Source organism: Alteromonas sp. AWJ4_199 (assembly GCF_056159165.1).
The window spans coordinates 1,427,338-1,440,454 of the sequence record NZ_JBSWUR010000001.1 but is presented as its reverse complement, the minus strand read 5'-3'; the positions used below and the strand labels follow the sequence as shown (position 1 = coordinate 1,440,454).

Here is a 13,117-nt window from a genome sequence, read left to right as displayed (position 1 = left end):
GTTTTGTAACATGTTGAAGTTGTTTGAACACAATACGTTAAACGTTAACGACATTAGTGAAGCACAAACTGCGGTAGAGGTGAAAAACCTTAACCTATGGTTTGGTAGTAAGCATGTGTTGAATGACATCAGCATGCGAATACCTAAAAACAAAATAACGGCGTTAATCGGGCAAAGTGGCTGCGGCAAATCAACGCTCATCAGCTGTTTCAATCGTCTGAACGATTTGTATGACGGTTGCAAATATAACGGCGAAATTGTTATTGATGGCCGAAACATCAATGGCCGCAAAGTAAACGTGTCTCGTCTTAGAACAAATGTGGGTATGGTCTTTCAACGTCCGAACCCCTTTCCCATGAGCATTTATGAAAACGTGTGTTATGGGCTAAAGCTGCAGGGCGTGAAGGTTCGCAGACACTTAGACGACGCCGTTGAAAGCGCATTAAAACAAGCGGCGCTCTGGGATGAGGTAAAAGATCGCCTGTTTGAATCTGCCCATGTTTTATCTGGCGGTCAGCAGCAGCGCTTGGTTATTGCAAGAGCACTGGCGTTGAAGCCCGATATTCTGCTTCTTGATGAACCCACCTCAGCCCTTGACCCATTAACCACACTTTTTATCGAAGAGCTTATGGAGGCATTAAAGAAACAATGCACCATTATTATCGTGACGCACAACATGCAGCAAGCGGCTCGGGTAAGCGACTATACCGCCTTTTTCCATCAGGGTAGGCTGATAGAATATGCTGATAGCGACACGCTGTTTACTATGCCAGAGAAGAAACAAACCGAAGACTACATAACGGGGCGTTATGGATAACCAGGCTGTGGACACGTGTCCCAACGTGGACTTACGCCGTAACGCTATAATTTGTTTTGGCGTTGCTGCGTGTTACCAGCGCGTAGCAATGGGCGTTGGCTCCTTGTATTGCCGTTATCCATTCAGCTTGAGCCGTAAAGGGGAATCACTATGCGACAGGTAGCGTTAAATACGCATATCTCGGGTACGTTTAATATCGAGTTAGAAAACTTGCGTAACTCGGTATTAACCATGGGAGGTGAAGTTGAACAGCAGCTGGTCGATACCTTAAAAGCAGTGAAGCACAATCACGCTGCTTTGGCTGAAAAAGTGGTGTTGAACGACCTGAAAATTAACTCCATGGAAATTCAAATTGATGAAGAGTGCTTACGCATTATTGCGAAACGCCATCCCACTGCTAGCGATCTGCGTTTAATTATGACGATTTCCAAAGCCATTACCGATATTGAACGTATGGGCGATGAAATCGAGCGTATCGCCAAGCTGGTAACGCGCAATAAGTTACCTAGCTCAGATACAATCAAAAGCAGTATGCTGCTTATTGGTGAGAGGGTTGCCGCCATGATGCGCGGCACATTTGACGCTTTTGCCCGTCAGGATGAAGCAGCAGCACTAGAGGTGTACGATCAAGACAACCGCATTGACAGTGAATACAAGCGCCTGCTGTCGTATACCACCTCTGAAATGCAAAAAAGTACCGACGATATGCAGGATTGGCTAGATGTATTGTGGGCAATGCGCTCGCTAGAGCGAATCGGTGATAGATGTAAAAACGTGTGTGAGTATGTTGTTTACCTTACTCGCGGTACAGATGTTAGGCATACGCCGCTGGAAAATATGCAGCAAAAATTGGAAGATTTGACGTAATCCTGTCCAAATGGTCAGTGCGATTTTGCGTATTAATACCCCAACATGGGTGTTTGTGAAATTTATTTGTCATAAAACTGAAATATTTGGTGGATTTATCATCGCATTCAAATAATTCCATATACTTTTATCGTTTTTCAGTGATTTTCGCTATGGCTTCTAACATGATTACGTTATCATGCGCCGCAGCCAAGAACAGATCGTGCAAAATTTAATCGAACCATATGATAAAACACAATTTGTCTTTAACTTCATTCTCTAGCCTTTGTGGTGAAGAGATCATGCTACTTACTCAAGTAGCGTCCAGCCTAAATCGCGTTTAGATCGGGAGCGATTATCCGTGGAATTTTTTGAAAGTTATGGCCTAATTCTTATAATCCTTGCCGCTGGCGTTGGTTTCGTCATGGCATGGGGTATTGGAGCGAATGACGTTGCCAACGCAATGGGTACGTCAGTAGGTTCTAAAGCTTTAACCATTAAACAAGCCATTATCATTGCAATGATATTTGAGTTTGCTGGCGCCTACCTAGCTGGTGGCGAAGTAACATCTACCATTCGAAAAGGGATTATCGACTCAACCTTCTTTATAGATATACCTGAATACTTAGTATTAGGCATGATTTCGTCACTACTCGCGGCTGGAATCTGGCTAGCAGTAGCGTCATGGTTGGGTTGGCCTGTATCTACAACGCACTCTATTATCGGTGCCATTATCGGCTTTACGGCAACTGGCGTCAGTATGGACGCGGTGGCGTGGGATAAAGTGGGCGGTATTGTAGGTAGTTGGGTCGTTACCCCTGCTATATCAGGTATTATTGCTTATCTTATCTTTATGAGCGCGCACAAGCTCATCTTCCAAACTGCCTCCCCGTTTGCCAATGCTAAGCGTTATGTACCCTTCTACATGGCATTAGCAGGCTTTGTGATGTCGCTTGTAACCATTAAGAAAGGCCTAAAACACGTTGGTTTGGAGCTAAGCGCCGTCAACGGATATCTATTGGCTATTGGTATTGCCGTAGCGTTGGGCTTCTTGGGTAAATGGTTTATCGGCCGTATGAAGTTCAGCGGTTCGGAAGATGCAGACTTACAAGCGGCTAACGTTGAAAAAGTATTCGCATTGCTGATGGTTGTAACAGCCTGCTGTATGGCATTTGCCCATGGCTCTAACGACGTAGCTAATGCGATTGGCCCTCTTGCGGCTGTAGTAAGTGTCGTTACCAGCGGTGGTGAGATTAACTCAAGCACAACACTTGCTTGGTGGATTTTACCATTAGGTGGGTTAGGTATTGTTGCTGGCCTTGCGTTATTTGGACATCGCGTAATTAAAACCATAGGCCAAGGTATTACGCACTTAACGCCAAGTCGCGGTTTTGCAGCAGAGCTTGCTGCAGCTTGTACGGTGGTTATCGCATCGGGTACAGGTTTACCTATTTCGACTACACAAACACTGGTTGGCGCAGTATTAGGTGTTGGTCTGGCACGTGGCGTATCAGCACTTAACCTAGGCATCGTGAGAAATATCGTCGTATCGTGGATTGTTACTTTGCCTGCGGGCGCAATTCTTTCGATCATTTTCTTCTTTATTCTTAAAGCGTCGTTTGGCGTAGCATAGAACATAGCGCTTCAAAACGTTCGTATTAAGCGAAAAGAAATAAAAAAGGCCGTGCTTTAAGTGAAGCTCGGCCTTTTTGTTGTCTTTACTCTTTGTTGTGTCAGCTTGATGTAGAACCACTATGCCTGCGGCAACACGCCGCGATTACGAACATTTTAACTCTCGCTGAGTGGGTAACTATCTATGCGGACTGGTATAACAGCCTAATCAATAGAGATAGGTGTTTCAAAGCCACGAGGTTTAACGCCGACCACGGCACACTTAAGCTGATGAATCGTTTCTTCAGCCGTATCACCCATTATATAGCCAGGAACACCTAAACGTGCCACTGTACCCATCACAATAATGTCGGTATCAAGCGATGTGGTAGTAGCTGCAATTTCTCTTCTAGGATAACCGTGAACAATGTGTTTCTGAGGCTTTAAGTACTCTAATACGTTGTCATCGAGTTCATTACCCAGTTCTTCAAGCAGCCTGTCTAGTTCAGCTTCACGTTCGGCATGAATTTTAGCAAGATCAGTTTCCATTCTATCGTTATCGACAGTAATAAAACCGTCTCTGGCGATATTTTCAGGAACCGCATCAAAAACGTGAACAATGTGTAGCTGTGCAAACTCTAGCAGAGCTATCTGGCTAGCGTGACGCAAAATGTCGCGGTTAAGGTCGCGCCTAATTGATACTTCATGCTGAGGGTAGTGATAATTCAAATCCAGCGCGGCCACGACGTTTTTGTACTGACTGCGAGGCTTGTGATTAATGATCCAAACCGGGCAGGGGCACTTGCGGAACAAGCGCATATCTAAGCTTCCGAATAACTTATCTAGAAAGCTTTCTTCAGCGCGTTTAATCACTAAGTCGATATTATTCTTCTGTACGTAGCGTACAACATCAATAAGTGGTTGTCCGACCGTTACCGCGGTAGACACAGGATAGTGTTTGCCCCAGCTTTCCGCTTGTTCTTTTAACCAGTGCTGGGCTTGGGTTTCCATGGTTTGCTGAGAATCAACGTAAGAGAAAGACTCCATGACCATACTGGCGTTGGGCGGCAAAGATTCTAGCGAAAGCATAATGGTAAGAGAAGCTTGATGTGCTTTGGCGATATGCAGTGCTTGGGCAACCGTATCATCTTGTCGATGAGAATCGCTCAATACACACAAAATGTTTTTATAATGTCCTTTCATACTGCCCTCAATGGTTTATCGCTCTATTAGCTAGATCATTCAAAAGCGAGTCTTACTTCGCTGAAAAAATGTGACGGTTATTGCGGTTTAATTTAATCCTAACGCTACTTGTGGGGGCTTTCCAGCAAGAAACACCAATTTCTTAAAAGCTTCTTATAGTTTGCAAAGTAAAAGGCAAGCTCACCTTCATTTAGAGCCTGCTTGATATATATGGATGCAGATGAAACAAGGTAGTATTGGTTAACTAAGCGCTACAACTCTAGGCGCTTTTTAATCTTTATGTTAGATTAATCCAATATTTTTTAATCCCTTTTTGAATAATTGTGAGATGCCCATGAAATGGCCTAATCTTAAGCACCTGCACTATTTAGTGACGCTACATCAAGAGCAACATTTTCACCGTGCTGCCCAGCGCTGTAACGTAAGTCAGTCAACATTGAGTACGGCCATTCAGAACCTTGAAGAGCACTTCGGAAGCCAACTTCTTGAGCGTGAACATAAAACCTTTGTGTTTACGTCTTTGGGACTAGATATTGTTGAACGCAGTAAAGTGCTGCTACAAGAAGCCAATGAACTGGTGGAGTACGCGCAAAATGCGGGTAATTGGCAACGAGGCACATTAAAGTTAGGTGTTATTCCTACCATCGCGCCGTTTCTTTTTGAAGGCATGATAGGGGCGTTCTCTGCGTTTCTGCCCGAGATCAATTTAGAAATGCAGGAAGACACCACAGAGAAGTTACTTCAGCAGTTGACCGACGGCAGATTAGACTTACTGATCTTAGCGCTGCCAATGGAAACTCCTGGGTGTAAACAAATGGTCTTGGGGCACGACCCGTTTCATCTGATAGCTCACGAAAATATAGCCGAGCAATTGCCTAACCCTGTGGATATTTCAACCTTGCCTAAAAAGAGTATCTTTTTACTTCAGCAAGAACACTGTATGACCGGCCACGCAGTGAGTGCGTGTAACCTTCAGCATAGTGACCAAATTAGCAGCGTGGCAGCAAGCAGTCTCCATACATTGGTGCAACTAGCGAACAGTAAAATGGGCTACACCTTCTTACCTGAACTTGCGATAAACCAATCTATTCTTGAACACACTGGTCTTAAGAGCTTCCCCGCTGAAGAGCAGGGGTTTCGTGAGATTGGCTTAGTATGGCGTTCGGGCACTACACGTATGCAGCTGTTTCGTCGTATAGGTGAAGTTATCTCGCCCCTGCTGCCAAAGCCAACGTTAAAATAGTCTTGGCGCAGAGCGCGCTACCTTTCGTATTTAGCTAAAGCGGTTGAACTCTTGTGCTCAGCCGCTTTTCTATTGCCGACATCAATTATTGTCTTGGTTGTCCCTAAAAAGAGTTCCCCATCCTTTATCTATGCGGATTGGTATAAAGCACTGTTTCAGTGGGCTTATTCCCTAAAGAGCAATTTATTTATCAATTAAACAAACTTTTTTGCAAAGCTTATCGACTTAATGGTTAAGTAAATAACAAAGCGTAAAAACGGGGAATGGCGTGTTTAAAAAACGAGATGAAAAACTCGTGGAACAGGCATTAAAGGGTAATAAAAAAGCGTGGTTTACGCTTATATCTCGCTACGAAACCGCTATGTATCAATACGGTATTCGAATGACAGGGAATAGCCATGATGCAGCAGATTTGATGCAGGAGATTTTTATCTCTGTGTTTCGCAGTCTTGCCTGTTTTAAAGGTAAGGGCAGTTTTAAAAGTTGGCTCTATCGCATTGCCCACTGTCGCTGCGTTGAACTATATCGCAAGCGAAAGCCGCATTCTGACATTGACGATATACAGGCCCCACTTTGCAGTGCGCCATGCCCTGAAATGCAGCTTTATAGCGATAGAGAGAGTAGAGCGTTAACGCAGGCTATGCAGACCCTACCTTTGGGCCAAAAGGCTGTGGTGGAATTGAAATTCTTCGGTCATTTCACGTTTGAAGAAATTGCACAGCAAATGGATATCTCAGTAAATACCGCTAAGTCGCGACTTTACGCAGCCTTAGCAAAGTTGAAGTTGGAGTTGGAATAATGACCTTATATGACAAAGAAGCCTTATTCTCAGCTTATCTGGACAACTCGCTCGATAGCGAGCAGGAAAAGCAGTTTAACGCGTTGTGTGATTCAGATGCTGAGTTCGCGCTAGCGGTAGAAAATAGCGCTCGTTTGAACAGCGCAAGTGCAAGCTTCGTTGCTCCGGCACTTCCCCAATGGGACAAAGAACAGACCTTTTTTAAAAAAGATGAACCACGTTCGCTGTCGTCTTGGTTTAGCTTGCCGTCGTGTGCCATGGCCATGTCGGCGTGTGCGCTATTAGCCGTACTCACCGGTGCAAAGCTGTCGTATAACGATAACGGTATAGCGCTTACGTTTTCAAACAAAAGCGCCAACACAGTGGATGAAATGGTTGAGCAGCGCGTGACGCAAGAAGTTGCTAAAGCTTTAGGTGAGCAACGTGATTTCTATCAACAAGCAAACCAAACACTGTTCAAAGAATACGCTCAGGCGCTATCTACACAGCAGCAACAAAGTAGTGCAGAGCTTACTAAGTACTTATTAGCGTCGAGCAGAGAAGAGCGTAAACACGACTTTGCCGAGCTTATCAAATTTATCAACGAGCAGCGTATTGACGATCAAAGATTCTATGCACGCCAATTTACGCGTCTACAGGATGAAATTGATGACATTGAAATAGGGTACAGCGCGGTAAGTTTATCTAACAGCCGTTCTGAAGTGCCATTAACCATGCCGTATGAAACAAACAATCCACAGTCGTCGCTAGATGATTAATGTAATTAGGTGAAATTATGAAACGTTTATTAACTGCTTTACTACTTTGCTCTGCTGCTGGTGGTCTTGCGAACGCACAAAGTGCGCAAAAATATGACACGCTATCGAATGAATTAGAAATAATGTCAGGGGTACTCAAAACGTCCTTACGACAAAATGCCGCAACTGATTCTTGGAAAGTGAGTCAAATTGAAACTAGCTATCTTGCTGGGCAGGGGGCAGTATTTACTTTTTCAGTAAGAGGCCAAAGCGGTAACTGGGTACGAGAGATAGAAACGCTGGTAGAAGGATTGGTTGCCACCGTACCACCAGCACCGCCTGCACCACCAGTCCCGTCTGCAAATTCGTTTAGTGATGTAGATGACATTGTGTTTGAAGCAGCCAGAGAGTGGGAAGCTTACGCAGAAGAAACCAGCCATCGTTTTTCTCAGGCGTTTGCTGACAACAACAGTCGCTTACGGGACCTACGCAACATGCAGCGTGAACTTGCTTGGGAAGCAAGAGAAGTAGAACGTGAATTGCGAGATATTACCTTTGAATTGCGTCACGCAGACGAGGCGCGAAAAAAAGAATTACTCGCGCAAAAAGAGCAGTCTGGAGAGCAGCTTAAGCAATTAGAAGCGAAAGAAAAAAGCATGAAGGACGAGCTCAAAGCAATTGAGAAAGAGCAGACTAAACAAATGGAGGCGCGAAAAGCACAGCAGCAGCAAGCTTATAAAACGTTTCTGGCTGGTTTTGAGTCGGGCATGAGCGAGACCCTATGCCGATTTGGCTCAGGCTTACGGGGTCTGCCGGAAAATGAACACATCAGCATGGTGCTAAAAGATTTCGAAATGGGCGAAAGTCGAGAGCGCAAGGATCGGATCTACGTATTCACTCGAGCTGATATAGTGCGCTGTGTGCAAGAAAAAATTGATGCGAATAAACTTCTTACCAACGCTAACATTTATCAATTTTAAACAAAAAGATAGGGCGCTGTTGGTAACAGTTAGCCTAAACGCTTTGATTGATTAAAACATATCGCGCGCCTAGATTGACTAAATTGTTAAGAAGGGTGCGTTTTTTATCGCCTAGATTTTAGGCGCAATATGCCCTAATTCTGCAGCCCATGTGAGCTCGGATCGTTTAAGGTTATTTGCCGCACTAGCGCCAAAGCTGTGTAGCGCATTGTAAGCGCTATTAGATGGAACACGGCAATAGTGGCAAAGTGCATAGAACAAAAGACTACAGCGGTGCTGCGAACCGTCACAGTGTAAATATATCTTAGCTCCCTCCGTCAGCATTTGAGACAGCTCATGAAGGTATTGATGTAGATGAACATCTTCGGTGGGGGACTCTGACGACGGGTGTAAAAAGGGAACCCATAACCACTCTAACCCAGCCGCAATGGAACGGTCCCGAATAACCGGTGCATTTTCTTCGCTGGTCTGTACTGTAGCAATGTGAGTTACGCCAAGTGATTTAAGTCTTTCAAAATCACTTTCAACAGGTTTTTTGCCTAGGCATATATGCCCGGCGCGCAGAGAAAACCACGCGATATTCGATTTTGCTGTTGTACTGTGTTCTTTTTTCTCAGCGTCTCGCATAGCTGCGTTATCTAAAACCTCTTGTTAAACGACGAAATAATAAATAGAAAAGTAATGGCAACTGCATCCGCCAATGACGAATAAATGCCAAATTGCATGGGTATACTTTACCTTTTTTGCCACATAAAAGCACACGCCTACGCTGAAACACAGCCCACCTGCTACCAGTAACCAGAGTCCAGCGCCTGGCAGGGCGACATAGAGCGGGTAAATAAGGCCTAGAGCAATCCATCCCATTAATAGGTAGGTCATTACCGACACTTTTGGAAACCTATGCTGAGCGATAAGTTTAAACGCAACGCCACCTAGCGCTAAGCTCCAAATAATAGCGGTCATGGTAATACCTAAGACGCCACCAATCGAAACCAGTAACAATGGTGTGTAAGTACCTGCTATCAATAAATATATTGCACTATGGTCGAATAACTTAAGCCAGCCCTTTGCCTTTTGATGCGAAATTGCATGGTAAAGCGTAGAACTTAAAAATACGAGAATCAGGGTAGAGCCGTAAATGGCGGCGGTGGTTAATGCGAGCGTATCTTCAGCGCGGTACAGCATAAATATTAAACCCACGATAGCCGCAATAAAGCCAATGCCGTGAGTAATACTATTCAGCCACTCTTCTAAAACGGAGTAAGCTTTGGCAGTAATAGCTTTTGTTTGTTCCTTTACGTCTGTCATCACGTCGCCTTTTTTGTAATCAGTAGAAATATGCACACCTCTTGTCTTTCTATTGGCTTATCTATTATGACAATTATAGCGCACACTTGTTCGCTCAATGTGAGAATATTAACAGAAAACGTTAATAGCCTGATGACGATAAGATTACAAAGGGATTTACAAATCTGTACTTTCGAAGCAGCCGCCCAATTTGTCCAGAAGACATTTTAATGTTTGGCTTTCTTCTGTACTCATACCGTTGAACTTGCAAAGCATTTGCGCGGGTACTTCTTCTGCTATGGCTTTCTGCTCCTTACCCATATTTGTCAGCTGTACACGCTTAACGCGTTTGTCGCTCTCATCTTTAGTGACAACTAAGAAGCCTTTGTCCTCTAATTTTTTAAGAATAAGCGACATTGCACCACCGTCGATAGCGGTTTTCTCGAGAAGTTCGGCAATAGTGATACCGTCATTCTCCCACAGGGCCATTAAGGTTACATATTGAGGATAGGTAATATCTAGCGCTTTAAGAAGGGGGCGGTAAGCGCGAGTAAATGCATTCGACAGTGTGTAAAAACGATGACAAAGCTGATTTTCCAACTTTAGTAATTCTGACATAACACCTAACCCTTATTGATACTGCTTTTTTTGAATGCTATTTATATTTTGCATACAAAGTACTTGATCTGCAACTGAGTTCGGTGTTAATTTATTTTGCATGCAAAATAAATTAACAGTTGATTATTGAGGAGAGCAACTATGCATAAGCTTCAACAAGTCGTTTATACAGGAAGTGCAACAGCAACGGGTGGTCGTGAAGGTACAGCAAAATCTAGCGATGGTAATTTAGACCTTAAATTGTCTACACCTAAAGCGCTGGGTGGCGCTGGTGGTGAAGGTACTAACCCTGAGCAAATGTTTGCGGCAGGCTATTCGGCGTGCTTTATTGGTGCCTTAAAGCATGTGGCTGCATCGCAAAAGATAAAGCTAGCTGATGACATTAGCGTGACGGGCGACGTTTCAATTGGCCCTATCGAGCAAGGTTTTGCTATAGCGGTTAAATTAACGGTAGATTTAGGTGCTATGGACAAAGCACAAGCGCAAAGCTTAGTCGATACTGCTCATCAGGTATGTCCATATTCAAATGCGACCCGTGGAAACATTGAAGTAGAAATTACCTTAGCGTAATCGTAAGGTAGCAGACTCAACAATTGCGCCCTCCTTAGCGGGCGCAATTATATGTGTTGAACACTTCTACCCTTTGAAAGCTAAACGGCTGTTTCCAGCGTTAGGCTAAAGCAAATGATACTGAAATGATGCATCAAATTTCACTGTACGGTTATAGAAATATAAGGTTTTGAATTGTAGCGCACGTAAATAGCAGTTCTTCGAATTAGAGTCGCCAGCCATATAACAGATTGATACACTGAGATCGTATCAATCATCCTTTAGGAAGTTATATGAAAAAATACGGATTACTGGCTACATTCGTATGCGCGCCTGTTTTGTTCGCATGCAGCGACAACAGCAATGTAGACGCAGCCAAGACAGACAAAGATCAAGCCGTCAGCGTAGGCTCGACTTCAGACACTGAAGCACAAAATGTTGCAGTAGCAAACCAAGCTGACGCGGCTATTGCCTCTGGGGTAGATTACCACTCCTTCGCGAACCCTAATGAGGTTCGGGTTACCCATCTCAGCCTAAACCTAACTGCAAACTTTGAGACCAAGCAGCTTGTTGGCGACGTAACGCTTGATGTAAAGCGTGAAAAGCCCGACAACAACACATTGGTGTTAGATACGCGAGCATTGGACATTCAAAGTGTTACCGTAGACGGTGAAAGTGTTCCCTTTGAAATGGGGGAGATTGACCCTGATTTAGGTACACCACTTACGATTACACTACCTAGTACCGCAAACGCAGTAACGGTTGCGTATTCAACCTCACCTGAAGCGTCTGGCGTACAATGGTTAACGCCAGCGCAAACGGCGGGTAAAAAGCACCCGTTCCTGTTTACCCAAGCGCAAGCGGTTCACGCGCGAAGCTTTATTCCGCTTCAAGACTCACCGCAAGTACGCGTAACCTATGACGCAACCATTAAAACACCTGAGGCGCTGTTGGCAGTGATGAGTGCGTCAAACGACCCTACCACCGAGCGAGACGGTGAATATGAGTTCACCATGCCACAGCCTATCCCTTCGTATCTTATTGCGTTGGCCATAGGTGATTTGGAGTTTAAATCCATGGGTGAGCGAACCGGTGTGTATGCTGAGCCTGCGCTACTTGAAAGTGCAGCGAGAGAGTTTGAAGACACTGAGGCGATGTTAGAAGTAACAGAAGAAACCTATGGGCCCTACCAGTGGGACCGTTACGATCTATTAATTCTACCGCCGTCATTCCCGTTTGGCGGTATGGAAAACCCTCGTTTGTCGTTTATCACGCCAACGGTTATCGCGGGTGATAAAAGCTTGGTTTCATTGATTGCTCATGAACTGGCGCACAGCTGGTCTGGTAACACGGTAACAAACGCTACGTGGCGTGACCTTTGGTTAAACGAGGGCTTCACAACCTACTTAACTTACCGAATTATGGAAATGATCTACGGTCACGATCGTTTCAAAAAAGAAGCTGTGCTCGGTTATCAAGATCTAGAGAATGATATTGCAGCTTTAGATGAGAATGATGAGATCCTGGCTATCGATCTTCGTGGTCGTAATCCGGACGATGTTTTCTCCAACATACCATACGAAAAAGGCGCACTGTTCTTACGTGAAATTGAACAAAAGATTGGTCGAGAGAACTTCGACGCGTTCTTGATGCAATACTTCAAAGACTTTGCCTTTAAGAGCATTACTACCGACACCTTTATCGCCTATTTAGACGACACGTTATTGAAGCAGTACCCAGATAAGCTAGACGCGGAGCGCATTCAAACGTGGATTTTTGAACCAGGCATTCCCGAGGGAGCGCCACAGCCAGAATCTGATGCCTTCACTAAAATTGATGAAACACGAAGCGCTTGGCTTTCTGGCGACGTGAAAGCGGCGGATATTGAAACCGCGCAGTGGACAGTGCACGAGTGGCTATATTTTCTAAACAACATGCCTGAATCGCTAAGCAACGCACAGCTGGCTGAGCTAGATTCAGCGTTTTCACTCACCTCGACTAAAAACAACGAAATTGCTCATAGTTGGTTGATGATCGCAGTAGAGAATAACTATCAGCCTGCCTATGATCGTTTGTATAGCTACTTGGTGTCGATAGGGCGCAATAAGCTTGTTAAGCCCCTTTATCGCGAGCTATCAAAAACACCTGAAGGCAAGGCGTTTGCTAAACGCGCATTTGAAGAAGCGAAACCGGGCTATCACCCACTTACAGTGAAAGCTAATGAAGGCTATGTGAATTAATCATCAGTCGTTCTGTTAAGTTAGTAACAATTAAAGCAGCGCATTAGGCGCTGCTTTCTTATTTATAGCAAGAGCAATACTTATACATAAAAAATTGAACGATTGTTCAAAAGGGCGATCTTAAAGTTAGGACAAGCGTACTAACGTTTACCTAGTGTCGTTTACCTAGTGTAATTCAAGTGTAGCT

General features: G+C 44.4%; 13 protein-coding genes. 9 read left to right on the top strand and 4 right to left on the bottom strand.

Annotation, left to right across the window (positions count from 1 at the left end; translation table 11 throughout):
* Nucleotides 1-10: 10 nt before the first annotated feature.
* The 3 genes from pstB (at nt 11) to ACXAER_RS06275 (ending at nt 3,296) form a co-directional block, all read left to right on the top strand.
* Nucleotides 11-817, top strand: a complete 807-nt coding sequence (gene pstB / locus ACXAER_RS06285) for a phosphate ABC transporter ATP-binding protein PstB (RefSeq protein ID WP_474827618.1) — start codon at nt 11-13, stop codon at nt 815-817.
* A 150-nt stretch (nt 818-967) separates the two neighbouring features.
* Entirely contained in the window at nt 968-1,684 is a 717-nt protein-coding gene (phoU, locus tag ACXAER_RS06280; RefSeq protein WP_014948403.1) for a phosphate signaling complex protein PhoU, read from the top strand.
* 340 nt (nt 1,685-2,024) lie between these two features.
* Nucleotides 2,025-3,296 carry an inorganic phosphate transporter gene (locus ACXAER_RS06275; protein WP_474827616.1) on the top strand — a complete coding sequence of 424 codons (1,272 nt, stop codon included), beginning with the start codon at nt 2,025-2,027 and terminating at the stop codon, nt 3,294-3,296.
* 203 nt (nt 3,297-3,499) lie between these two features.
* Here the strand turns inward: ACXAER_RS06275 and ACXAER_RS06270 are convergent, their stop codons facing one another.
* Nucleotides 3,500-4,477, bottom strand: coding sequence for a universal stress protein (locus ACXAER_RS06270; RefSeq protein ID WP_474827612.1), 978 nt, complete (start codon nt 4,475-4,477; stop codon nt 3,500-3,502).
* A gap of 334 nt (nt 4,478-4,811) precedes the next feature.
* Here ACXAER_RS06270 and ACXAER_RS06265 point away from each other — a divergent pair, with 334 nt between their 5' ends.
* The 4 genes from ACXAER_RS06265 to ACXAER_RS06250 all read left to right on the top strand — a co-directional run bounded on the left by ACXAER_RS06265 (nt 4,812) and on the right by ACXAER_RS06250 (nt 8,236).
* Nucleotides 4,812-5,720, top strand: a complete 909-nt coding sequence (locus ACXAER_RS06265) for a LysR substrate-binding domain-containing protein (RefSeq protein ID WP_474827610.1) — start codon at nt 4,812-4,814, stop codon at nt 5,718-5,720.
* A gap of 268 nt (nt 5,721-5,988) precedes the next feature.
* On the top strand, nt 5,989-6,519 hold the full coding sequence (locus tag ACXAER_RS06260; RefSeq protein ID WP_474827608.1) for an RNA polymerase sigma factor: 531 nt from the start codon (nt 5,989-5,991) through the stop codon (nt 6,517-6,519).
* On the top strand, nt 6,519-7,277 hold the full coding sequence (locus ACXAER_RS06255; protein ID WP_474827606.1) for a hypothetical protein: 759 nt from the start codon (nt 6,519-6,521) through the stop codon (nt 7,275-7,277). Before ACXAER_RS06260 ends, ACXAER_RS06255 begins: the two co-directional genes overlap by 1 nt.
* Nucleotides 7,278-7,294: 17 nt before the next feature.
* Nucleotides 7,295-8,236, top strand: coding sequence for a hypothetical protein (locus tag ACXAER_RS06250; RefSeq protein ID WP_474827604.1), 942 nt, complete (start codon nt 7,295-7,297; stop codon nt 8,234-8,236).
* 111 nt (nt 8,237-8,347) lie between these two features.
* Here ACXAER_RS06250 and ACXAER_RS06245 read toward each other — a convergent pair whose 3' ends face one another.
* The 3 genes from ACXAER_RS06245 to ACXAER_RS06235 form a co-directional block, all read right to left on the bottom strand.
* Nucleotides 8,348-8,863, bottom strand: a complete 516-nt coding sequence (locus ACXAER_RS06245) for a protein-tyrosine phosphatase family protein (RefSeq protein ID WP_474827602.1) — start codon at nt 8,861-8,863, stop codon at nt 8,348-8,350.
* Nucleotides 8,864-8,887: 24 nt separating this feature from the next.
* Complete coding sequence (gene trhA / locus ACXAER_RS06240) at nt 8,888-9,544, bottom strand: PAQR family membrane homeostasis protein TrhA (protein ID WP_474827600.1); 657 nt, start codon at nt 9,542-9,544, stop codon at nt 8,888-8,890.
* A gap of 156 nt (nt 9,545-9,700) precedes the next feature.
* Complete coding sequence (locus ACXAER_RS06235; RefSeq protein ID WP_474827598.1) at nt 9,701-10,141, bottom strand: MarR family winged helix-turn-helix transcriptional regulator; 441 nt, start codon at nt 10,139-10,141, stop codon at nt 9,701-9,703.
* 141 nt (nt 10,142-10,282) lie between these two features.
* On the opposite strand from ACXAER_RS06235, the gene ACXAER_RS06230 reads away from it, so the two are divergent.
* Nucleotides 10,283-10,711: an organic hydroperoxide resistance protein gene (locus ACXAER_RS06230; protein ID WP_474827596.1), complete on the top strand. Its 429-nt coding sequence runs from the start codon at nt 10,283-10,285 to the stop codon at nt 10,709-10,711.
* Between the two features lie 272 nt (nt 10,712-10,983).
* A complete protein-coding gene (locus ACXAER_RS06225; RefSeq protein WP_474827593.1) occupies nt 10,984-12,930 on the top strand; it encodes a M1 family metallopeptidase in 1,947 nt (648 codons plus the stop codon).
* Nucleotides 12,931-13,117 lie beyond the last annotated feature (187 nt).